This is a genomic window from Bradyrhizobium sp. CCBAU 53351 (assembly GCF_015291745.1).
Taxonomy (GTDB): domain Bacteria; phylum Pseudomonadota; class Alphaproteobacteria; order Rhizobiales; family Xanthobacteraceae; genus Bradyrhizobium.
The window spans coordinates 5,376,688-5,397,110 of sequence record NZ_CP030059.1; the positions used below are offsets into that span (position 1 = coordinate 5,376,688).

At 64.2% G+C, this 20,423-nt stretch carries 17 protein-coding genes; 9 read left to right on the top strand and 8 right to left on the bottom strand.

All coding sequences use genetic code 11. From position 1 onward, the window contains the following. Nucleotides 1-13 precede the first annotated feature (13 nt). Nucleotides 14-1,576, top strand: coding sequence for a bifunctional aminoglycoside phosphotransferase/ATP-binding protein (locus XH83_RS25495; RefSeq protein WP_194403451.1), 1,563 nt, complete (start codon nucleotides 14-16; stop codon nucleotides 1,574-1,576). Continuing rightward, nucleotides 1,563-2,534, top strand: a complete 972-nt coding sequence (locus XH83_RS25500; protein ID WP_194403452.1) for a CHAD domain-containing protein — start codon at nucleotides 1,563-1,565, stop codon at nucleotides 2,532-2,534. The genes XH83_RS25495 and XH83_RS25500 overlap by 14 nt, the downstream gene beginning before the upstream one ends. On the opposite strand, the gene XH83_RS25505 is transcribed toward XH83_RS25500, so the two are convergent. Next, nucleotides 2,531-4,384 (bottom strand): alpha/beta hydrolase, encoded by a 1,854-nt coding sequence (locus XH83_RS25505; RefSeq protein WP_194403453.1) that lies wholly within the window; start codon nucleotides 4,382-4,384, stop codon nucleotides 2,531-2,533. The genes XH83_RS25500 and XH83_RS25505 overlap by 4 nt on opposite strands. Before the next feature lie 208 nt (nucleotides 4,385-4,592). Between XH83_RS25505 and XH83_RS25510 the strand changes: the two genes are divergently transcribed. After that, on the top strand, nucleotides 4,593-5,321 hold the full coding sequence (locus XH83_RS25510; RefSeq protein ID WP_194403454.1) for a CBS domain-containing protein: 729 nt from the start codon (nucleotides 4,593-4,595) through the stop codon (nucleotides 5,319-5,321). 37 nt (nucleotides 5,322-5,358) lie between these two features. On the opposite strand, the gene XH83_RS25515 is transcribed toward XH83_RS25510, so the two are convergent. The 3 genes from XH83_RS25515 to XH83_RS25525 all read right to left on the bottom strand — a co-directional run bounded on the left by XH83_RS25515 (nucleotide 5,359) and on the right by XH83_RS25525 (nucleotide 8,194). Further along, on the bottom strand, nucleotides 5,359-5,817 hold the full coding sequence (locus XH83_RS25515; RefSeq protein ID WP_371746142.1) for a RidA family protein: 459 nt from the start codon (nucleotides 5,815-5,817) through the stop codon (nucleotides 5,359-5,361). Nucleotides 5,818-5,836: 19 nt separating this feature from the next. Beyond that, entirely contained in the window at nucleotides 5,837-7,528 is a 1,692-nt protein-coding gene (locus XH83_RS25520; protein ID WP_194403456.1) for a benzoate-CoA ligase family protein, read from the bottom strand. A 147-nt stretch (nucleotides 7,529-7,675) separates the two neighbouring features. After that, nucleotides 7,676-8,194: a MarR family winged helix-turn-helix transcriptional regulator gene (locus XH83_RS25525; protein ID WP_194403457.1), complete on the bottom strand. Its 519-nt coding sequence runs from the start codon at nucleotides 8,192-8,194 to the stop codon at nucleotides 7,676-7,678. 257 nt (nucleotides 8,195-8,451) lie between these two features. Between XH83_RS25525 and XH83_RS25530 the strand changes: the two genes are divergently transcribed. Both XH83_RS25530 and XH83_RS25535 read left to right on the top strand, forming a co-directional pair. Next, a complete protein-coding gene (locus tag XH83_RS25530; protein WP_194403458.1) occupies nucleotides 8,452-9,621 on the top strand; it encodes an ABC transporter substrate-binding protein in 1,170 nt (389 codons plus the stop codon). Between the two features lie 29 nt (nucleotides 9,622-9,650). Further along, the gene (locus tag XH83_RS25535) at nucleotides 9,651-10,109 is read left to right on the top strand and encodes a cupin domain-containing protein (RefSeq protein WP_194403459.1); all 459 of its coding nucleotides are present in this window, start codon (nucleotides 9,651-9,653) and stop codon (nucleotides 10,107-10,109) included. Nucleotides 10,110-10,118: 9 nt separating this feature from the next. Here the strand turns inward: XH83_RS25535 and XH83_RS25540 are convergent, their stop codons facing one another. The 4 genes from XH83_RS25540 to XH83_RS25555 form a co-directional block, all read right to left on the bottom strand. Then, on the bottom strand, nucleotides 10,119-11,369 hold the full coding sequence (locus tag XH83_RS25540) for a flavin-dependent oxidoreductase (protein ID WP_194403460.1): 1,251 nt from the start codon (nucleotides 11,367-11,369) through the stop codon (nucleotides 10,119-10,121). 51 nt (nucleotides 11,370-11,420) lie between these two features. Continuing rightward, nucleotides 11,421-13,772, bottom strand: coding sequence for a bifunctional salicylyl-CoA 5-hydroxylase/oxidoreductase (locus XH83_RS25545; protein ID WP_194403461.1), 2,352 nt, complete (start codon nucleotides 13,770-13,772; stop codon nucleotides 11,421-11,423). Between the two features lie 98 nt (nucleotides 13,773-13,870). Beyond that, the gene (locus XH83_RS25550; protein ID WP_194403462.1) at nucleotides 13,871-14,707 is read right to left on the bottom strand and encodes an enoyl-CoA hydratase family protein; all 837 of its coding nucleotides are present in this window, start codon (nucleotides 14,705-14,707) and stop codon (nucleotides 13,871-13,873) included. A 28-nt stretch (nucleotides 14,708-14,735) separates the two neighbouring features. Continuing rightward, on the bottom strand, nucleotides 14,736-15,497 hold the full coding sequence (locus XH83_RS25555) for an SDR family NAD(P)-dependent oxidoreductase (protein WP_194403463.1): 762 nt from the start codon (nucleotides 15,495-15,497) through the stop codon (nucleotides 14,736-14,738). Between the two features lie 193 nt (nucleotides 15,498-15,690). Here XH83_RS25555 and XH83_RS25560 point away from each other — a divergent pair, with 193 nt between their 5' ends. The 4 genes from XH83_RS25560 to XH83_RS25575 are packed head-to-tail and all read left to right on the top strand — an operon-like array spanning nucleotide 15,691 to nucleotide 20,422. Further along, complete coding sequence (locus tag XH83_RS25560; RefSeq protein ID WP_194403464.1) at nucleotides 15,691-16,506, top strand: alpha/beta fold hydrolase; 816 nt, start codon at nucleotides 15,691-15,693, stop codon at nucleotides 16,504-16,506. 12 nt (nucleotides 16,507-16,518) lie between these two features. Continuing rightward, nucleotides 16,519-17,808, top strand: coding sequence for an acyl-CoA dehydrogenase family protein (locus tag XH83_RS25565; protein ID WP_194403465.1), 1,290 nt, complete (start codon nucleotides 16,519-16,521; stop codon nucleotides 17,806-17,808). Between the two features lie 2 nt (nucleotides 17,809-17,810). Further along, nucleotides 17,811-19,337 carry a class I adenylate-forming enzyme family protein gene (locus XH83_RS25570; RefSeq protein WP_194403466.1) on the top strand — a complete coding sequence of 509 codons (1,527 nt, stop codon included), beginning with the start codon at nucleotides 17,811-17,813 and terminating at the stop codon, nucleotides 19,335-19,337. Continuing rightward, nucleotides 19,334-20,422, top strand: coding sequence for an NAD/NADP-dependent octopine/nopaline dehydrogenase family protein (locus XH83_RS25575; protein ID WP_194403467.1), 1,089 nt, complete (start codon nucleotides 19,334-19,336; stop codon nucleotides 20,420-20,422). The genes XH83_RS25570 and XH83_RS25575 overlap by 4 nt, the downstream gene beginning before the upstream one ends. The last annotated feature ends 1 nt before the right edge of the window (nucleotide 20,423 follow it).

Below are 20,423 nucleotides of genomic sequence, written 5' to 3' on the forward strand. Positions count from 1 at the left end.
GATGCCTGACTCCATGACAGACGAAATGGCGGCCCAGGAGCGGATCTTCCGGACGCTGACCGGCCATCCCGGCGTGACGCGGATCGACACGCACGCAGCCTCGGTGTTCCTCGACGGGACGCGCGCGTTGAAGATCAAGCGCGCCGTCCGGTTTTCCTTCCTCGATTACTCGACGCTCGAGAAGCGCAAGGCGGCATGCGAGGAGGAGATCAGGATAAACCGGCCACTGGCGCCGCAGATCTATCATCGCGTCGTGGCGATCACGGAGGAGCCGGGCGGATCGGTGCAGGTCGGCGGCCCCGGCCGGCCGATCGAGTATGCGGTGGAGATGTCGCGCTTCGACGAGAACCGGACGCTGGATCATCTGGCGACGGCCGGCCCGCTGGATGCCAAGCTCGCCTCGGCTGCTGCCGACGCGATCGTGGCTTCCCATGGCGCGGCGACTTGCGCCGACGGCGAAGCATGGATCTCGTCCATTCCCGCCTTGATCGACGGCAACAGCCACGGCCTGCAGGCCGGCGGCCATTTCGACGCGGGAGACATCGACAAGCTCAGCCAGGCTTCGCGCGAGGCCTTTTTGCGCCTCCGTCCCCTGCTCAAAGAGCGCGGCCGCCAGGGTTTCGTGCGGCGCTGTCATGGCGACCTGCATCTGGCGAACATCGTGCTGATCGACGAACTGCCCGTGCTGTTCGACGCCATCGAGTTCGACGCGCAGATGGCGACCGTGGACGTGCTCTACGATCTCGCATTTGCGCTGATGGACCTGTTGCACCACGATCAGCCACGGGCGGCCAACATCGTCCTGAACCGCTATCTCGCCGCGACGCCCGCCGACAATCTCGACGCGCTCTCGGCCCTGCCGCTGTTCACGTCCATCCGCGCGGCGATCCGCGCCCAGGTCGCCCTGGCGCGGCTGAGGCCGCCGCATACCGATGACGCCGGCATTCTCGACCAGGCACGGCGCTATTTTGATCTTGCCAGGATACTGATACATCCTGCTGCGCCGCGCCTGATTGCGGTGGCCGGATTGTCAGGCACCGGCAAGACGGTCTTGGCGCAAGCGCTTGCGCCCCTCGTCGCGCCGCCGCCAGGAGCCGTCGTGCTGCGCAGCGACCTCGTCCGCAAGCAGATGTTCGGGGTCGAGGACACCCACCGCCTGCCGCCGTCGGCCTACACGCCGGAGCATGCGGCGCGCGTCTATGACACGCTGGTGCAGCTCGCCCGGCGGGTGCTGGCGCAAGGCCATTCGGCTGTTATCGACGGCGTGTTTGCCCGCGAGGACGAACGGGACGCGATCGCCGCACTGGCGCGCGAGCGCAACGTGCCGCTGCACGGCCTGTTTCTGGTCGCAGACCTCGCGACCCGGCAGATGCGGATCGGAAACCGGCGGGGCGACGCATCCGATGCCACGCAAGAGGTTGCCGCGCAGCAGGAGCACTATAATATCGGCCATATCGGTTGGGCGACCATCGATGCATCCGGGACACCAGAGCAGACGTTCCAGACCTGTCGGAACGCGATCGCTGAAGGCAAACAGGGCAATCTGATTGGCGCGGGCAAAGATGGCACGACCTAGCACGTCCGCGACGACCGCTCGCATCACGCCGGCGGCGCGGCGCAATGCCCTGCCCGGCCGCCTCAGCCCCGGCATGGCCTGCGATACGGCGTTCCGGATCATCGCGCGCCGCCACCTCGCTTCCGTCCTCGCCCAGCATGACGGCACTTGCCGCGGCGATCCCGACGCGCTGCATCAGATCCGGATCGCGCTGACGCATCTGCGCACCGCCATCCGCTTCTTCTCGCCGATGGTCGACGACGCCCTGCGGCCACATGTCTGGGCGGAGCTGAAATGGCTGAACGGCCAGCTCGGCATGGTCCGGGACCTCGATGTGGCGATCGAGCGGGTCATCGCCGAAAGCGACGGCGAGCTTTCAGAGGTCGCCGAGCTGCAGCACTGGGGCGAAAAGCGCGCCGAGAGCCACCGCCAGCTGGCGCGCGCATTGCAATCCGCGCGCTATCGCCGCCTTGTCGAGCAGACCTCCGCCTGGATCGAGAGCGGGCCCTGGTCGACCCGGCGCAGCAAGGAAGCCATCCGATTACGCCGCTGCACGCTCGCCGAACATGCGACGGAGCGGCTGACCGCGTGGGAGACGACGCTGCTCAAGAAAGCGCGCAAGCTCCGCAAGCTCGACGTCGAGAAACGCCACAAGCTGCGGCTCCTGAACAAGCGGATGACCTATTCGGTCGAGTCGCTCCAGGACTTGTTCGCCGATGAGGCGGCAGCCACGCAAAAGTCCATCCTCAAGCAATTGCGCAAGGCACAGCGCTCGCTCGGACAATTGAACGACGATGCACGTGGACAAGCGCTGGCGGCATCGCTGAACGGCGCCGGCCTCGAGGCCGGCCATCGTTTCCTCGACCGCAAGCGGGAGAAGAAATTGTTGCGGAAGGCCTCGACGGCCTACCGCAAACTCGACAAGACCAAGCCATTCCGCTCCTCGGACCTCGCGCCGAATTCCGAGCCGGAGACTTAGGTGTGGACGTAGTCCCCCGGCGCATCGGGTAGTTCCGCGGCGTCTCCAACTCCGATCTGCGGCGGATCGCAGGGCGCGCCGGAGCGCGCCGCCAGCCATTCGGCCCATTCCGGCCACCACGATCCTTCAACGCGCGAAGCCAGCTTCAGCCATTCGTCCGCACCGACATAAGGCGCATCGGCAGCCTTGGTCAGCACCTGATAGAAATGGCCGGGCTCATCGGGAGGCGCGACGACACCGGCATTGTGGCCGCCGCTGGTCAACAGGAACGTCACGTCGGCATCGACCTGATAGTGGATTTTGTAGACGGATCGCCACGGCGCCACGTGATCGGCGAGCGTGCCAACTACGAACATCGGCGCGTGAATATCGGACAGCGAAACGCTCCGGCCGCCGACGTGATAACGCCCCTCGGCCAGATCATTGTCGAGGAACAGCTTTCGCAGATATTCCGAATGCATGCGATACGGTAATCGCGTGGCGTCCGCGTTCCAGGCCATCAAATCGTTCAATGGCGCGCCATCGCCCATCAGATAATCGTGCGACAGCCGCGACCAGATCAATTCGTTGGAGCGCAGCAGCTGGAAGGCCCCGGCCATCTGCGTCGTGTCGAGATAGCCGCGCTGCCACATCATGTCTTCGAGAAAGGCGACCTGGCTCTCATTGATGAACAGCGTCAGCTCTCCGGCCTCTGTGAAGTCGGTCTGGGCCGCAAGAAGAGTGACCGTGCCGAGGCGATGATCACCATCGCGCGCCATCGCGGCGGCGGCGATCGACAGCAACGTGCCGCCCAGACAATAGCCGAGCGCATGGGTCTTCCGACCCGGCATGATCTTACCCATCACGTCCAGCGCCGCCATGACGCCCAGCCTGCGATAATCGTCGAAGGCGAGATTCCGATCCCTCGCATCCGGATTGCGCCAGGAGATCGCGAATACAGTGAAGCCTTGACTGGTCAGATATTTGACCAGCGAGTTCTGCGGCGAGAGATCGAGAATGTAGTATTTCATGATCCAGGCCGGCACGATCAGGATCGGTTCGGGCCGGACCTGCGCGGTGGCCGGAGAGTACTGAATCAGCTCGATCAGCTCATTGCGATAGACCACCTTGCCGGGTGAAGCCGCCACTGTCTTGCCGACTATGAACTGCCCGTCATCCGCCAATCTCGAGCCGGTGAGCAGGCGCATCAGATCGCTGCACCAGTTCTGCCAGCCGAAGACGAAATTCTCCCCGCCACTCTGGAACGCCTTCTCCAGCACCTTCGGATTGGTGGCCGCAAAATTCGAGGGCGCCAACATATCGAGCATCTGACGCATCGAAAACTCGACGATGGCTTCATTGGCATGCGACACGCCGCGCACGCCCGTCGTGGCATCGTGCCACCACCGCTCGGTGAGCAAGAACCCCTGCCCGAGCAGATTGAACGGCGCGGTCTCCCATTGCGGTCCGCTGAAGCGGCGATCCCGTCCCTGCGGCTGGATCACCGACCAAGGCTTCTGCTCCGGCGATGCCGCGTGCGCGGCGGCTTCTGCCAGCCGGCCGGCATCGCGAAGGATGTTGCGGGAAATCTCCATCTGGCGCTGCGGCGCAGCAGCGAGGTGCGCGCTCCAGTCGAGCCAGGCGAGCGACAGGGCCAGCGGCGAAATGCCGCCCGTGAACCGCGCCAGCATCGCGTGAAACGCGCGGTCGAGCGGATATGGCTCCGACGCAGGCAAAGGATCGGCGGCAGCCGGCATTTCCACATGCTTTTCCGAACTCGCCGTCGAGGCTTCGGGACCAGCAGCGGGATTGACGGGAAGAGCCTGCACAACCGGCTCTTCGGTCCGTGGAAATATCTGCACGACGCTCATGGCTCAATGTTCCCGAAGGGTTCTGTTCGACGTCGGCGGCAGGATATGGCGAGGCCTCCCGTACGCGTTGAGCTGCATCAAATCCCGGCGGGGATCACAATTGCTTCATCGGAGCGGGCGGGCTCCTCCCATTGACCTGAGTCAAGCCGCAGCCCGACGCCGGAGCTAGTTTCGCCCATCGAAATTCGACAAGCCAGCGGAGTTGTCCATGCGCGCCCACCAGATCATGACCCGGTCGGTCATCTCGGTTACCCCCGACACCAGCATCGTCGAGGCGGCGAATATCATGCTGAAGCGGCATGTCAGCGGCCTCACCGTGGTCGACGAGACCGGCAAGCTGGTCGGTGTCGTCTCTGAAGGCGATTTCATCCGCCGCAGTGAGATCGGCACCGGGCGCAAGCGCGGACGCTGGCTGCGATTCATCCTGGGTCCAGGCAAATCCGCCAGCGATTTCGTCCATGAGCACGGCCGCAAGGTCTCGGAAGTGATGACCGACACGCCCGTCACCATCACGGAGGATACGGCGCTTGCGGAGATCGTCGACCTCATGGAGCGGAACAACGTCAAGCGGCTGCCGGTGGTGCGCGGCGACAAGGTCGTCGGCATCGTCTCGCGCGCCAATCTGCTGCAGGCGGTGGCGGGGCTGGCCCGCGAGGTGCCGGATCCGACGGCGGACGACGATCACATCCGCAGCCGCATCATCGAGACCATGGAGAAGAACGAGTGGTGCCCGTTCGGGCTGAACGTGATCGTCCGCGACGGTATCGTTCACCTCAGCGGAGTCATCACCGAAGAGCGCACGCGGCAGGCCGCAATGGTCGCCGCGGAGAACGTCGACGGCGTGAAGAAGGTGCACGACCATCTGTGCTGGGTCGACACCATGTCGGGCATCTATCTGAACTCGCCCGAGGATGACGAGCTCGCCAAGGCAAGCTGACAAGTCAAGCTGACAAGACGCGCTGAGCCAGCGCGCCTCAGCGCGGAATGACGGCGGTGGCCTCGATCTCGACGCGCGCCGCCTTCTCCACGAGGCGCACCACCTGGACCAGCGCCATCGCTGGGTAATGTGCGCCGAGGATGGCACGGTAGATCTTGCCGAGCTCCTTCAGGTTGGACAGGTACTCGTCCATGTCGACGACGTACCAGGTCAGCCGCACGAGGTGCTCGGGCCGGGCACCAGCCTCATTCAGGATCGCGGCGATGTTGCTCAAGGTCTGATGAACCTGCGCGACAAAGCCGTCGGCGAGACGCTCTTCAGCATCCCAGCCGATTACCCCGCCGGTGACGACGATGCGCCCTTCGGCGGCCATGCCATTGGCATAGCCCTTCGGCATCGGCCAGCCCGACGGCTGGAGCACCTGGACCCGCGCAGGGGTTTCATCCTCAGCCGCTGTCGGCAGTACCGCGAGTTGCGGGCCTTTCGGCGTCGTCACGGACAATTCTCCATCCTTCTCATTCCGCCGCGACGCCCGAGGACGTGGCGGCGGCCTGCGCCAGTTGCCGCAGTGCAAAGCGCTTCAATTTTCCGGTCTCGGTCTTCGGCAGTTGCGCGACGAACTCGATGGCGCGCGGATATTTATACGGCGCGATCTCGCGTTTGACATGCTCCTGCAGCTCGGCCACGAGCTGTGCATCGGGTGTCACGCCGGACGCCGCGACGACATAGGCCTTCACGATCATGCCGCGCGCCTCGTCCGGGGCGCCGACCACACCGCATTCGGCGACCGCCGGATGCGTGAGCAAGGCCGCCTCGACGTCGGTGCCCGCGATATTGTAGCCGGCCGACACGATCATGTCGTCGGAGCGCGACTGGTACCAGAAATAGCCGTCGCCATCCATCAGATAGGTATCGCCGGTGATGTTCCAGCCGTTCTGGACATATTTGCGCTGGCGCTCGTCAGCGAGATAGCGGCAGCCGGTCGGCCCGCGCACCGCAAGCTTGCCCATCGTGCCCGGCGGCACGTCGCGGCCATCGTCGTCGACGATCTTGGCCTCATAGCCCGGAACGGGCTTGCCCGTCGCACCCGGACGAATTTCATCTTCTGTCGCGCTGATGAAGATGTGCAGCAGCTCGGTCGAGCCGATGCCGTCCATCAACTTGATGCCGGTGGCCTTGAGCCAGGCGTCGAAGGTCGGCTTTGGCAACGTCTCGCCGGCGGAGACGCATTTGCGCAGCGAAGAGATGTCGCGGCCGGCGAGCTTGCCGATCATCGCGCGATACGCCGTGGGCGCGGTGAAACAGACGGTGGTCTTGTACTGCTCGATCGCCGTCAAAATGTCGTCCGGCGTCGTCTTCTCCAGCACGACAAAGGAGGCGCCGATATGCATCGGAAACAGCACGCCGCCGAAGCCGAAGGTGAAGGCGAGCGGCGCCGAACCGACGAAGCGGTCTTTCTGCTCGGCCCGCAATATGTTGCGCGCATACCCGTCGCAGACCGCGAGCATGTCGCGATGGAAATGCATGGTGCCCTTGGGATCGCCTGTCGTGCCGGACGTGAAGGCGATCAGGCAGACGTCATCAGAGGCGGTATCGACGGCCCTGAACTCCGCGCTCGCATCGGCAATGAGCGCTTCGAGCGAGTCCGCCGCGCCGTTGCCCCAATAGACAACCCGCTTCAGCTTAGGCGCCGCAGCTTTCGCTCTCTCCATCTCCTCGGCAAGCTTGCCGTCGCACAGCGCGAGCGCGATCTCCGCTTTCTCGATCGGGTACGACAGCTCCTTGGCGCGGAGCAGCGGCATGGTCGCCACCACGATGCCGCCGGCCTTGATCACTGCGAGATAGGTCGCAACCATCATCGGATTGTTGGCGGAGCGCAGCAGCACGCGGCCGCCGGTGACGAGACCAAGCTTGCCGACGAGCACATTGGCGATGCGGTTCACCAGGGCTTGCAGCTCGCGATAGGTATAGCTGACGGTGGGGCTGATGACGCAGGGCGCATCGCCATGGCCCTGCTCGGCCCAGCGGTCGAGGAAGTAGCTCACGCAATTCAATCGTGGCGGATAGTTCAGCTCCGGCCGCGTGAAGATGAATTCGGGCCACAGCTCGCGCGGCGGCAGATGCTGCTGCGCAAACTTATCGACATGGACCGTCGCGGCGTTGCCGTCATGGGAGCCCGTCACTTGAACCTTGGCGGCGTTGGCCATCGCACGCTCCTTTCAGCATGGATTGCACCCGGCAGCACGATCTGGAAAACATTTTAGGCTTAAAACAATTTGGCGCAATAGCGGATTTTGGACATCCGGTGCTTTTTCCTGCGGCAAAAGGGATTGGGCGGCCAGCCGGCCCCGCCCTTACGGCCGCCGGCGCGCGGCCGATTTTTGCGCCGACGCCTTGGTTTTGGCGAGCAGCCGCATCAATTCGCGCACGTCCTTCGGCGTGAGGTCGGCGAACAGATCGGCGATCCAGGTCTCGTGCTCCGCAGCCATGCGGCGGAACTCGGCGCGACCGAGTTTCGTGAGGCGGATCACCTGGACACGGCGGTCGGTTTCCGAGGTACGACGATCGAGATGCCCGGATTCCACAAGGCGCTCGACGAGCCCGGTGACGTTACCGTTCGACACCATCATGCGCTTGGAGACATCGGACAGGGTCATGCCGTCAGGCGCCTTGTCGAGCTGGGCCATCAGATCGAAACGCGGCAGCGTGACGTCGAACCGCTGCCGCAGACGGCCGCGAACCTCGCCCTCGATCAATGTCGTGCAGGTCAGAAGGCGCAACCACAGCCGAAGCTCGTCGGCGTGGTCTTCCGGCGTTTCGACGGCCTTGGTCTCGGAATCGAGCATCTCGGTGCAGTCACTCTCGGCGGGCATTGGCGCCGGCACGGATTCCCAACGTTTTGAGCTTCAAATAAATCGGAGCCGGCCGCAAGTCCAAAGCTGCAACAATCGACCGCATACGAATTTCTTTAGGCTTCAAGTAATTGGCGCGCCGCTTGCATGCGGCAGTTGGCGTGGCGCACCACGCAAGGTGCGCCGCTTCGGTTTGCTTGCCGCGGACGCCGTCATCAGACTAAGCTTGGATAAGACCAAGCTACAGCATTGGGCGTAAGCGTATTGGGGGAGAGACCATGAAGACGCAATTGACCTTGGCAGGACTGGCGCTGCTGCTCGGACTCGATCCCGCTCTCGCCCAGGAGAAGATCAAGCTGGGTGTGGTGGTGACCCTGTCGGGACCTGCCGCCGCACTGGGTCAGCAAGTTCGCGACGGCTTTGCACTTGCGGTGAAGGATCTCGGCAGCAAGATGGGCGGCCGCGATGTCGAGGTTGTCGTGGTCGACGATGAGCTCAAGCCGGATGCGGCCGTAACGAAGATCAAGGGGCTTCTGGAGCGCGACAAGGTCGACTTCGTGGTCGGCCCGATCTTCTCCAACATCCTGCAGGCGATCCACCGGCCCATCACGGAATCGAAGACCTTTCTGATCAGCCCCAACGCGGGTCCGTCGACCTTTGCCGGCAAGGACTGTAACCCGTTCTTCTATGTGACCTCTTACCAGAACGATCAGGTGCACGAGATCCTCGGCAAGGTCGCGCAGGATCGCGGCTACAAGCGGATGTACCTGATGGTGCCGAACTATCAGGCCGGCAAGGATTCGGTAGCGGGCTTCAAGCTCGACTACAAGGGCGAGATCGTCGAAGAATCCTACATGCCGCTGAACACGCTGGACTTCCAGCCGGAGCTGTCCAAGATCTCCTCGCAGAAGCCCGATGCGTTGTTCACTTTCATGCCGGGCGGCCTCGGCGTCAATCTCGTCAAGCAATACCGACAGGCCGGCCTCGCCGACAGCATTCCGGTGCTCTCGGCCTTCACGGTGGATGAATCGACCCTGCCAGCGCAACAAGATGCGGCAGTCGGCATGTTCGGTGGCGCGAACTGGGCGCCCAACCTCGACAATCCCCAGAACAAGAAGTTCGTCGCCGCCTACGAGGCCGCTTACAACATCGTGCCCGGCACCTACGCCTTCCAGGCCTACGATGCTGCGATGCTGATCGACAGTGCGGTCAAGGCCGTGAAGGGCGACCTCTCGAACAAGGATGCCGTGGGAGCCGCACTGAAGAAGGCGGATTTCACCTCGCTGCGCGGCGCCTTCAAGTTCAACACCAACGGCTATCCGATCCAGGACTTTTACCTGACCAAGGTCGCCAAGCGTCCGGACGGCAAATTCCAGACGGAGATCGTGCAGAAGGTTTTTGAGAATTACGGCGACCGTTACGCCAAGGACTGCAAGGCTGCGAACTGAGCCGAGCGTCGCGTTAAGGGAGGACTTCAATGAGCAGCGAAATCACCGGCATCACGCGGGCCAATGAGGGCATTCAGGGGATTTCCTGGAATATTCTCGGCCAGACCTACGTGCCGAAGAGCAAGACCGAGCATAGTTTCTCATGGCATGCGACCTTGCCGCCCGGCACGTTCGTGCCGCCGCACATCCATCCCGACCAGGATGAGTATCTCTATATGCTGGAGGGCAAGCTCGATTTCGTGCTGGGCAATTCGGAGGCGCAGGCGACCGCCGGCGACCTGATCCGCCTCGGCATGGGCGTGCCGCACGGCATCTTCAACAAGTCGGAGCAGACCGCAAAAGTGCTGTTCTGGGTCTCACCGACCAAAAAACTGTTCGACCTGTTCTGGGGCCTTCACAACATGAAGGAGCAGAAGCCGGAGGACGTGGTGGCAATGGCGGCCGAGTTCAACATCCACTTCCTGCCGCCGCCTCCCGGCGCCGGCTAGCGGCGGGCCTCAGGCGCGCACCGCCGCAAGCCCCGGCACGGCGGCGAAGCCTGCCTTGGTGGCATAGCCGCGCACGATGGCCTCGCGCTGGGAGTAGCTCAGCACGTTGTCGACATTGTCGAAGCCATCAGGCGCGAGCTGCTCGACGGTGTCGATGACGCCCTCGGGGCCGCCGCGCCGGTTGGAACGCACGATATCGGCCGTCATCGGCAGGCGCCTCTTCTCGTATTCGAGCAACGCCTGGCGCGGATGCTCGGCGCGCACCAGCGCGTCGGCAAGGCACCGCGCGTCGAGGATCGCCTGCGAGGCGCCATTGGAGCCGACCGGATACATGGGATGCGCGGCGTCCCCCAGCAGCGTCACGCGTCCGGACGACCAATACGGCAAGGGATCGCGGTCGCAGGTCGGATATTCGTAGAATTCGGGCGTCGCCGAGATCAGGCTCTTCACGTCGATATAAGGCACCGAGAAGCGCGCGACGTGCGGCATCAGCTCTTCGCGTCGGCCAGGACGCGACCAGTCCTCTTTCCGAGGTGGCGGCACATTGCCCTCGCCTACCTTCACCAGCACGGCCCAATTGGTGAGGCGGCTCGCCGGGCTCGATCCTTCCGCAATCGGATAGATCACCACCTTGGCGTTGAGGCCGCCGGCCACGATCATCGATTTGCCGGTGAGGAATAGCGGCCAGTCGCGCGCGCCGCGCCACAGCATCAGGCCGTTCCAGCACGGGGGGCCCTCGTTCGGGAACAACGTGTCGCGGACGCGGGAGTGGATGCCGTCGGCGCCGATCAGGATGTCGCCGCGGGCGGTGTGGACGTGCGCGCCGGCACGATCGAAGAAGTAAGCGGTGACGCCGCCCTCGTCCTGCGTGAAGGCGCCGAGCCGGCAGCCGGTGTGAATGGCGTCCGCTCCAAGCCGCTCCTCGACGGCACGATGGATGACGCTCTGGAGACGGCCACGATGGATCGAGAATTGCGGCACGTCGTGGCCGGCGTCGATGCCGCGCGCTTCGCGCCAGACCTCCTGGCCGTGGCGATTGAGATAATAGAGCTGATCCGTACGGATCGCGACGTCGTCGAGCTTCTGAAGCAAGCCCAATCCGGCGAGCTCCCGCATGGCATGCGGCAGCGTGTTGATGCCTACCCCGAGCTCCCGAATAGTGTCGGCCTGCTCGAAGATCTCACAGTCGAGGCCGCGCGAGCGCAGCATCAATGCCGTGGTGAGACCACCAATGCCGCCACCGACGATAATCGCCTTCATCGCCCTTACTCCACTCGAAACACAGGCAACGAGTTAACGTCGCACGGGCGGTCACTCCGCCGCAAGCGGCTTTGTCGCCTCCGCCTTGAGCTCGGCCCGGGTCTTGGGCTTAGCCTTAATTCGCAGCTCGTCCAGGTCCTGCCGGTCGCGCACGCTGTTGCGGAAAACCTGATCCTTTCCGGGCATATATTGCGGCGGGCAGAACGTGTTCTCTGCCCCGTACCAGGCCGCAGCTTTCATGGTGAAGAACGGATCGACCAGATGCGGCCGGCCGAGCGCCACGAGGTCGGCTCGGCCTGCGGCCAGGATGGTGTTGGCCTGGTCCGCTGTCGTGATGTTGCCGACGCACATCGTGGCCACGCGCGCCTCGTTGCGGACCTGATCCGAGAACGGCGTCTGGAACATACGGCCGTAGACCGGCTGCGCATCCCGCACGGTCTGGCCGGTCGAGACGTCGACGAGATCGACACCCGCCTCGGCAAAGGCGCGCGCGATGGCAACGGCGTCGTCGCCATTGATGCCACCTTCCGCCCAATCGGTCGCGGAGATACGCACCGACATCGGCTTATGCGACGGCCAGACCGCGCGGAGCGCTTCAAAGATCTCAAGCGGGAACCGCAGACGATTTTCGAGCGAGCCGCCGTACGCGTCGGTCCGGGTGTTGGTCAGTGGCGAAATGAAGCTCGCGAGCAGATAGCCGTGGGCGCAGTGCAACTCCAACATGTCGAAGCCGCAGCGCTCGCCGCGCTCGGCCGCCGCGACGAAGGCGTCCCTCACCTCGTTCATGCCGGCGCGGCCGAGTTCGCGCGGCACTTGGCTGTCGGGGAAATAGGGCAGCGGGGAAGCCGAGACCACGTCCCAACCGCCTTCGTCCAGCGGACGATCCATGCCGTCCCACATCAGCTTGGTCGCACCCTTGCGGCCGGCGTGGCCGAGTTGCAGGCAGATCTTGGCGGCCGAATTGCCGTGGACGAAATCCACGATGCGCCGCCAGGCGGTCTCCTGCTCGTCGTTCCACAGACCCGCGCAGCCGGGCGTGATGCGGGCCTCGCGGCTGACGCAGGTCATCTCCGTGAAGATCAGGCCGGCACCGCCGATCGCACGCGAGCCGTAGTGCACGAGGTGAAAATCGGTCGGCACACCCTCCTTGGCCGAATACATGCACATCGGCGACATCACGGCGCGATTGGCGATCTCCATCTCACGCAGCCGGAACGGCTGGAACAGCGGCACCGTCGGCTTTTGGGTATCGACATCGAAGCCGCTGTCGCGGACCTGCTTTGCAAAGGACTTTTCGACTTCGGCCACGAAATCCGGCGCGCGAAGCTTGAGATTATCGTAGGTGATCGCCTTCGAGCGCGTCATCACGCCGAAGGCAAACTGCACGGGATCGAAATCCCAGAAGCGGTCGACATGCTCGAACCAGACCAGGGAGACGTCGGCGGCGTGCTGGGTCTTCTCGACCTCCTCGCGGCGGCCGTGCTCGTAGACATCGAGCGCCGCCTTGATGCTGGGAGCCTTCTCCATCGCTTCCGCCAAGGCGATGGCGTCTTCCATCGCGAGCTTGGTGCCAGAACCGATCGAAAAATGCGCGCTCGCCTTGGCATCGCCGAGCAGCACCATGTTGTCCTTGACCCAGCGCTTGCTGCGGATCATCGGGAAATTGCGCCACATCGAGCGATTGGTGAGCAGCTTGTGCCCATCGAGGAACCAGTCGAAAATCTCGGCCATGCGCGCGGCGGACTGGGTCTCGTCCAGCCCGGTCAGGCCGGCCCGCTCGAAGGTCTCAGGATCGGTCTCAAAAATCCAGGTCGAGTGTCCGACCTCATATTGATAGGCGTGGGCGATGAACGGGCCCCACTCGGTCTCCTGGAAGATGAAGGTGAAGGCGTCGAGCGGTCTGGTCGAGCCCATCCAGGCGAATTTGTTGGAGCGGACGTCGACCTCCGGCTGGAAATGATCGAGGTATTTCTCGCGAAACCGGCTGTTGATGCCGTCGGCGATCAGGACGAGATCGGCATCGGCGAAGCGGGATTCGTCGTCGACGTCCGCCTCGAAGTGCAGGGCGACGCCGAGCTCGCGGGCTCGGTCCTGCAAGATCAGAAGCAGCTTGCGCCGCGAGCAGCCGCAAAAGCCGTTGCCGCCGACCCGGTGCACGGTGCCGCGGAAATGCACGGCGATATCGTCCCAGTACGCGAACTCCTGGGTGATGCGGCGATAGCTCGGCAGATCGTGCTTTTCGAAATTGTCCAGCGTGGCATCGGAGAACACCACGCCGAAGCCGAACGTGTCGTCGGCCCGGTTGCGCTCATACACGGTGATGTCGGCGCCAGGGCGCTGCTTTTTCAGCAGGATCGCAGCGTAGAGACCCGCAGGTCCACCACCGATGATCGCGACTTTCATGGGAGCCTCGCCAATTCAACCGGCCACGGAAACTATTTTAAGCATAAAATAATTTCGCGCAAGTCCCCGTTGGCGGCGAGGCCAGACGAAAAGCCGGCTTAATCGCCCCTGAAGACCGGCTTGACCTTGTTGGCGAAGGCCTCGAAGGCGCGCTCGAAATCAGCCGTGGTCATGCACAGGGCCTGGGCAACAGCCTCCGCTTCGATCGCCTCCTCCACCGACATCGCCCATTCCATGGCCAGCATCCGCTTGGTCATGGTGTTGGCGAAGGTCGGCCCTTCCGCGATCTGCTTGGCCAGCAGCTGCGCCTGGGGCAGCACCTGCTCGGGGGTGACGATACGGCTGAAAAAGCCCCAGCGCTCGCCCTCCTCCGCGGTCATGAAGCGGCCGGTGTAGAGCAGCTCGGAGGCGCGGGACTGTCCGATGATCCGCGGCAGGATCGCACAGGCGCCCATGTCGCAGCCGGCCAAGCCGACCTTGTTGAACAGGAACGCGACCTTGGCGCCGCTCGCCACGAGACGCATGTCCGAGGCCATGGCCACGATCGCCCCGGCGCCGGCACAGATGCCCTCGACGGCGGCCACGATCGGCTGCGGGCAGGCCCGCATCGCCTTGACGAGGTCGCCGGTCATGCGCGTGAAAGCGGTCAGCCCCTTGGTATCCATCTTCACCAACGGGCCGATGATCTCGAATACATCCCCGCCGGACGAGAAATTACCACCGGCGCCAGTGACGACGATGGACTTGACCTCGTCGTCAAACGCGCAGGCGCGGAAGAAATCGGTCAATTCCCGATAGCTCTCGAACGTCAGCGGATTCTTTCGTTCGGGCCGATTGAGCGTGACCGTCGCAACGCCGTCGACCACGGCCAAAAGGAAGTGCTGCGGCGAGTAATCCGCGAGCGGCACGGTGACGGGATTGGCTGGTCTGCTCATGCGATCTCCTCAGGTGTTTGTTCGCGCGCTAGATTTCGCCGCCTGCAACTGCGATCGCCTGCCCGGTGATCGCGCCGGCGCCCTTGCCGCACAGCCAAAGCACGGCGTCCGCCACCTCTTGAGGCGCGATCAGCCGTCCTTGCGGATTGTGCTTGGCAAGCTCGGCGATCGCCTGTTCGCGGCTCCGTCCCGTCTTCTTCATGATGTTGTCGATGCTGCCGGCGACGAGATCCGTGTCGGTGAACCCTGGGCACACCGCATTCACGGTCACGTTGCTGCCCGCCAGCTCGAGGGCAAGTGAACGAACCAGACCAACGGCTGCGTGCTTGGCCGCCGTGTACGCGCTGACATAGGCATAGCCTTTGAGCCCCGCCGTCGACGCAATCACGACGATGCGGCCATAGGGACGATCCTTCATCCCCGGCAGCACGCCGTGGATGGCATGAACCACGCCCATGAAATTGATGTCCATCATGCGTGCGAACAGGGCGCCGTCCGATTTCGCGAATGGCGCAGATTCAGCGCTGCCGGCATTGGCGATCAGGATATCGATCGGCTTGCGCGCATGGGCCTCGGCGATGGCGGCTTGCAGGGTGGCCTCGTTCGCGACGTCGGCGGCAGCCGCAAAATGCGCAGCGTCTGCATTGACGGCGTCGTTGAGGACCGCGGCGTTCCGGCCGACGATCGTCACGGTGGCGCCGGCGCCGACGAGAGCCGCCGCGATCGCGCGGCCGATGCCGCGACCGCCACCGGTCACCAGCGCGTGCGGCGAGTGCGGCAATCCGGACATGCGCGGGCTCCCTCGGATCCTGGTGATCGTTCCTCCGATATATTTTAACCTTCAAATTTTTGCAATGAATGCCGCCTTCCGCTCGCGAATGCCACGACACGAAGGCGGCCCGAAAATTGCTTTAAGTATAAAATTATCGCTTCCCATCCCCGAAAGGCCTGTTAGCATCGGAGCCTAAGCAAAAGGATGTCGCGTGTCGCAGCCTGTGCCGATGATAACAAAGGACGGAGGTTTCGCCTATGAAGCCGCCGGCGACCCGGGCGCCATCCCTCTGATCTTCCTGCATGGCATCGGCGGCGCGGCACGCGCCTGGCGACGGCAGCTTGCCACCTTCGGCAGCCGCTTCCGCGCAATCGCATGGGACATGCCGGGCTATGGCGGATCGGCGCCGCTGGCCAGCGTCAGCATCACTGCCCTGGCGGAGGCGCTCCAACAATTCATCGAGCAACTCGGTGCAACCAGACCCATTCTGGTCGGCCATTCCATCGGCGGCATGATCGTCCAGAAATGGCTGGCGCAATCCCCGAAATTGGCACGCGCGGTTGTGCTGGCGCAGACCAGCCCCGCTTTCGGCAAGGCCGATGGCGACTGGCAGAAATCGTTCATCGCAGCGCGGCTCGGCCCGCTCGACCGCGGCGAGACGATGACCTCGCTGGCGCCGTCGCTGGTGAAGGAACTCGTCGGCGATGATCCGGATCCCCGAGGGATGGAGCTTGCGCGCGAGTGCATGGCAAGCGTGCCGGAGGCAAGCTATCGCGCCATGATGCTCGCTCTTATAGGCTTTGACGAGCGCGGCGCGCTGAAGGATATCTCGGTTCCGACATTGTTGCTGTCAGGATCCAGAGACAACAACGCGCCCGCGCCGATGATGGCAAAGACGGCGACCTACATCCCGGGGGCCGAATATGTCGAGCTCGCCGGCGTCGGCCATCTCGCCAATCTCGAGCGTCCTGATGCCTTCGACGAGGCACTCGGCCGCTTCCTGAATTCCGTCACGACCAAAGCGTAAGGTGACTGCGCGATGACCATGCAAGTCAGCAAGACGATCGGCACGACCGGCAAGGTCGCGCTGGACGCCCCGATCTTCGATCCCGTGGCTTTCCGCCTCAGCGACGAGCAGGCCGGCATCATTGCCCGCGCAAGAGAGATCGGGCAGACCGTGTTTGCCGACCGCGCCGCCACCTACGATCGCGAGGCAATCTTTCCGTCAGAGAACTATCGCGATTTGCACCGCGTCGGCCTGCTCGGCATTGCCGTTCCCAAGAAGCATGGCGGACTCGGCGCAAACTACCAGACTTACGCGCTCGCAGCCGCCGAGATCGGCCGCTATTGCGGCGCGACTGCACTGACCTGGAACATGCACGTCTGCTCGACCCTCTGGTCGGGCCCACTCGCTGACGATCTCGACATGGATGCGGACACTCGCGCCGAGCACGAACGACGGCGCGCGATCCATTACAAGCGCATCGTCGAGGATGGAGCGATCTATTCGCAGCCTTTCTCGGAAGGCGGCGCGGCGGCTGCGGGCGGCGTCGCGTTCGGCACCGAAGCGAGGCCAGTCGCGGGCGGCTGGATCGTCAACGGCAAGAAGATTTTTGCGTCTCTCTCGGGCCACGCCGACTATTACGGCGTGCTCTGCACCGAGATCGAGGAAGGTGAGAAGGCGTCTCGCCGCAACACGCTTTACCTCGCGATATCGGCCAAATCGGAAGGCGTCTCGGTTGTCGGCGACTGGGACCCGCTCGGCATGCGCGGAACGGTGTCGCGCACACTGCTGTTCAAGGATGTGTTCGTCTCGGAGGATTCCGCGCTGATGCCGCGCGGCGTCTACTTCCAGGCCGCGATGCGCTGGCCGCACATGTTTCTGACTCTGTCGCCAACCTATATGGGCCTGGCGCAAGCCGCCTATGATTTCACCGTGCGCTATCTGCGCGGCGAGGTGCCGGGCATGCCGCCGGTCAAGCGCCGGATGTATCCGACCAAGCAGATCGCGGTCGCGCAGATGCAGATCAAGCTCGAGCAGATCAAGGCGATCTGGTTCCAGGCCGTCACCGAGGCCTGCGCCAATCCGAGCAAGGAACAGGTGTTGCGGGCCTATGCCGCACAATACTCGGTGATGGAGGGCGCCAATGAGCTCGCCGCGCTCGCGATCCGAACCTGCGGCGGCCAGGCCATGCTCCGCTCGCTGCCGCTGGAGCGGATCTATCGCGACAGCCGTTGCGGCTCGCTGATGCTGCCCTGGACCGCCGAGCTCTGCCTCGACCGGATCGGGCGCGAGGCGCTGTACGAGGCCGGCGAGACGGACGACTGACGGTGGATCTCTGCAGTCTGATCGATCGCAACGCGGCGTTCTCGCCAGGCAAGACGGCCATTGTCTTCGAGGGCGAACGGCTGAGCTATGCGGCGTTCGCCGCGCGCATCGAGCGGACCGCAACGGCGTTGAAGCAGGAACTCGGCGTCGGCCGCGGCGACCGCGTCGCCATCCTCAGCCTGAACCGGCCGGATTATCTGGTTCTGCTTTATGCCTGCGCACGGCTGGGGGCGATGCTGGTGCCGCTGAACTGGCGGCTCGCCGTCGCTGAGCAGCTCTTCATTCTCACCGACGCGAGCGCCAAGGTGCTGGTGCTCGAACAGGCATTTGCAAGCGTCCTTTCCGAGCTCGCACCGGGGACGTCCGTTGTCGGCCTCGACTTTGCGCCGCCTCGCGGCATGACGTTTGAAGGTCTGCTGACGCGCAGTGACGGCACCAGCCGAAACCCGCACACGGATCTCTCATGTCCCCTGCTGATCGTCTACACATCGGGGACGACTGGACGGCCGAAGGGCGCGGTGCTGCGCCAGGAGGCGCTGTTCTGGAACGGCGTCATGAGCCAGCACATGCACAACATGACGTCGGACGATCATGTGCTGACCGTGCTGCCGTTCTTCCACGTCGGCGGTCTCAACATCCAAACCACGCCCGCGCTGCAGCTGGGCGCGACCGTTACGGTGCACGCGCGCTTCACGCCGGATACCGCGCTTGCGACCATAGAACAAGAGCGGCCGACGCTCACCGTAATGGTGCCTGCCATCATCCAGGCGGTGAGCGAGCATCCGGCCTGGACAGCCACTGATCTTTCATCGCTCAAGGCCGTCGCCACCGGGTCGACCATCGTCCCACCACACCTGATCGAGCGCTTCGTCGCTCGAGATGTCCCAGTGCTCCAGGTCTACGGATCGACGGAGACCTGCCCGATCGCCATCTACACGCGGCTCGGCGGCGATCTGTCGCGGCCGGGATCGACCGGCCTCGCCGGCCTGTGCTGCGAAGCCAGGGTGGTCGATCATTCCGGCAGCGAAGTACCCGCGGGCACACCGGGCGAGATCGCGGTGCGTGGCCCCAACGTGTTCTTCGAATATTGGGGCAATGAGACCGCCACGCGCGACGCATTGCACGACGGCTGGTATCGCACCGGCGATATCGGCCTGTGCGATGCCGACGGCCATTTCTGGGTGCGCGACCGCAAGAAGAACATGATCATTTCGGGCGGAGAAAACGTCTACCCGGCCGAGGTCGAGCGCGTCCTGCTCGAACACCCCGATGTCAGCGAATGCGCCGTGATCGGACGGCCCGATCCGCGCTGGGACGAGGTCCCCGTTGCTTATGTGATCCGCAAATCCGGCTGCCGGCTCGACGCGGATGAGCTCAGAACGCACGTCCAGGCGCAGCTCGCCCGTTACAAGGTGCCGCGCGACATCGTTTTCGTCACCGACCTGCCGCGGACGGCGCTGGGCAAGGTCCAGCATTTCCTGCTGAAGCAACTCGATGCGCAGTCACGCGCGCAAGGAGAAGCATCTTGAAGATCGCAGTTCTGGGTGGGGGGAACGGCTCCTTCGCGGCCGCAGGCGATTTTGCGCTGTCCGGGCATGAGGTGCGGCTTTGGCGCCGCGATGCCGCACAGGTCGCGGCACATCGTTCGGCCGGCTCGGGCATCCTGGTGAAGGATCACAACGGCCGCCACGACGTGAAACTCGCGCTGGTCACGAACGATATGGCCGAGGCCGTCGACGGCACCGAGCTGATCGTGTGTCCGGCTCCTGCCTTCGCGCAAGCGGATATCGCTCACCTGCTCGCCCCGCATCTGCGGGATGGTCAGGTCGTCTTCTTGCCGCCGGCGACATTCGGCTCGATGATCTTCGCCCAGGCGGCGCGGGATGCGGGCAACCATGCAAAGGCAAGCTTTGCCGAAACCGGTACCCTGCCCTGGCTGACGCGCAAGCACGGACCGTTCGAGGTCGCCATCACCATCCGCGCCAAGCGGCTGCCGGTCGGCGTGTTCCCGCTCGACCAGGCGCCGCACGCGCTCGAAGTGATCGGGCGGGCTTTCCCCGATGCGATCGAGCCGTGCGGAGACGCATTGTCCGGCGCACTGATGAATGCCGGCCCGATCATCCATCCGCCGCTGATCGTGATGAACGTCGGCCCGATCGAGCATTTCGAGCGCTGGGACATCCACAAGGAAGGCACGCAAGCGGCGATCCGGCGGGTCACGGACGCGCTCGACGCCGAACGGATCGCCGTTCGCGAAGCGCTCGGCTATGGCGCGCCGCATTTTCCGCTCGCTCATCATTACGCCAGGGAGGGCGAGATCTGGATGTACGGCCGCGGCTCGCACGACCGGCTGACCGATTCCGGCGATTGGCGCGAACGGATCGTGTTGACCGAGCACCGCTATATGCGGGAGGATTTGCGTCTTGGGTTGTCGCTGCTGGTGTCCGTCGCCGGCCTGGCTGGCGTGGCCACCCCATTGGCCAAGGCGTTTTTATCGATCGGCGGCGCAGTCTGCGGCGAGGATTTTGCGCGAGGTGGCCGGACCCTCGAGACGCTGGGGCTCGACAATCTCGGCAAAGCTGAATTGCAGACGCTGCTTCGCAATGGCTTCTGAC

Excerpts from the sequence above, each read along its gene's own strand:
- XH83_RS25495 (WP_194403451.1), top strand. The coding sequence starts at position 14 with ATGACAGACGAAATGGCGGCCCAGGAGCGGATCTTCCGGACGCTGACC.
- XH83_RS25500 (WP_194403452.1), top strand. The coding sequence starts at position 1,563 with ATGGCACGACCTAGCACGTCCGCGACGACCGCTCGCATCACGCCGGCG.
- XH83_RS25505 (WP_194403453.1), bottom strand. The coding sequence starts at position 4,384 with ATGAGCGTCGTGCAGATATTTCCACGGACCGAAGAGCCGGTTGTGCAG.
- XH83_RS25510 (WP_194403454.1), top strand. The coding sequence starts at position 4,593 with ATGCGCGCCCACCAGATCATGACCCGGTCGGTCATCTCGGTTACCCCC.
- XH83_RS25520 (WP_194403456.1), bottom strand. The coding sequence starts at position 7,528 with ATGGCCAACGCCGCCAAGGTTCAAGTGACGGGCTCCCATGACGGCAAC.
- XH83_RS25525 (WP_194403457.1), bottom strand. The coding sequence starts at position 8,194 with ATGCCCGCCGAGAGTGACTGCACCGAGATGCTCGATTCCGAGACCAAG.
- XH83_RS25530 (WP_194403458.1), top strand. The coding sequence starts at position 8,452 with ATGAAGACGCAATTGACCTTGGCAGGACTGGCGCTGCTGCTCGGACTC.
- XH83_RS25535 (WP_194403459.1), top strand. The coding sequence starts at position 9,651 with ATGAGCAGCGAAATCACCGGCATCACGCGGGCCAATGAGGGCATTCAG.
- XH83_RS25540 (WP_194403460.1), bottom strand. The coding sequence starts at position 11,369 with ATGAAGGCGATTATCGTCGGTGGCGGCATTGGTGGTCTCACCACGGCA.
- XH83_RS25545 (WP_194403461.1), bottom strand. The coding sequence starts at position 13,772 with ATGAAAGTCGCGATCATCGGTGGTGGACCTGCGGGTCTCTACGCTGCG.
- XH83_RS25550 (WP_194403462.1), bottom strand. The coding sequence starts at position 14,707 with ATGAGCAGACCAGCCAATCCCGTCACCGTGCCGCTCGCGGATTACTCG.
- XH83_RS25555 (WP_194403463.1), bottom strand. The coding sequence starts at position 15,497 with ATGTCCGGATTGCCGCACTCGCCGCACGCGCTGGTGACCGGTGGCGGT.
- XH83_RS25565 (WP_194403465.1), top strand. The coding sequence starts at position 16,519 with ATGACCATGCAAGTCAGCAAGACGATCGGCACGACCGGCAAGGTCGCG.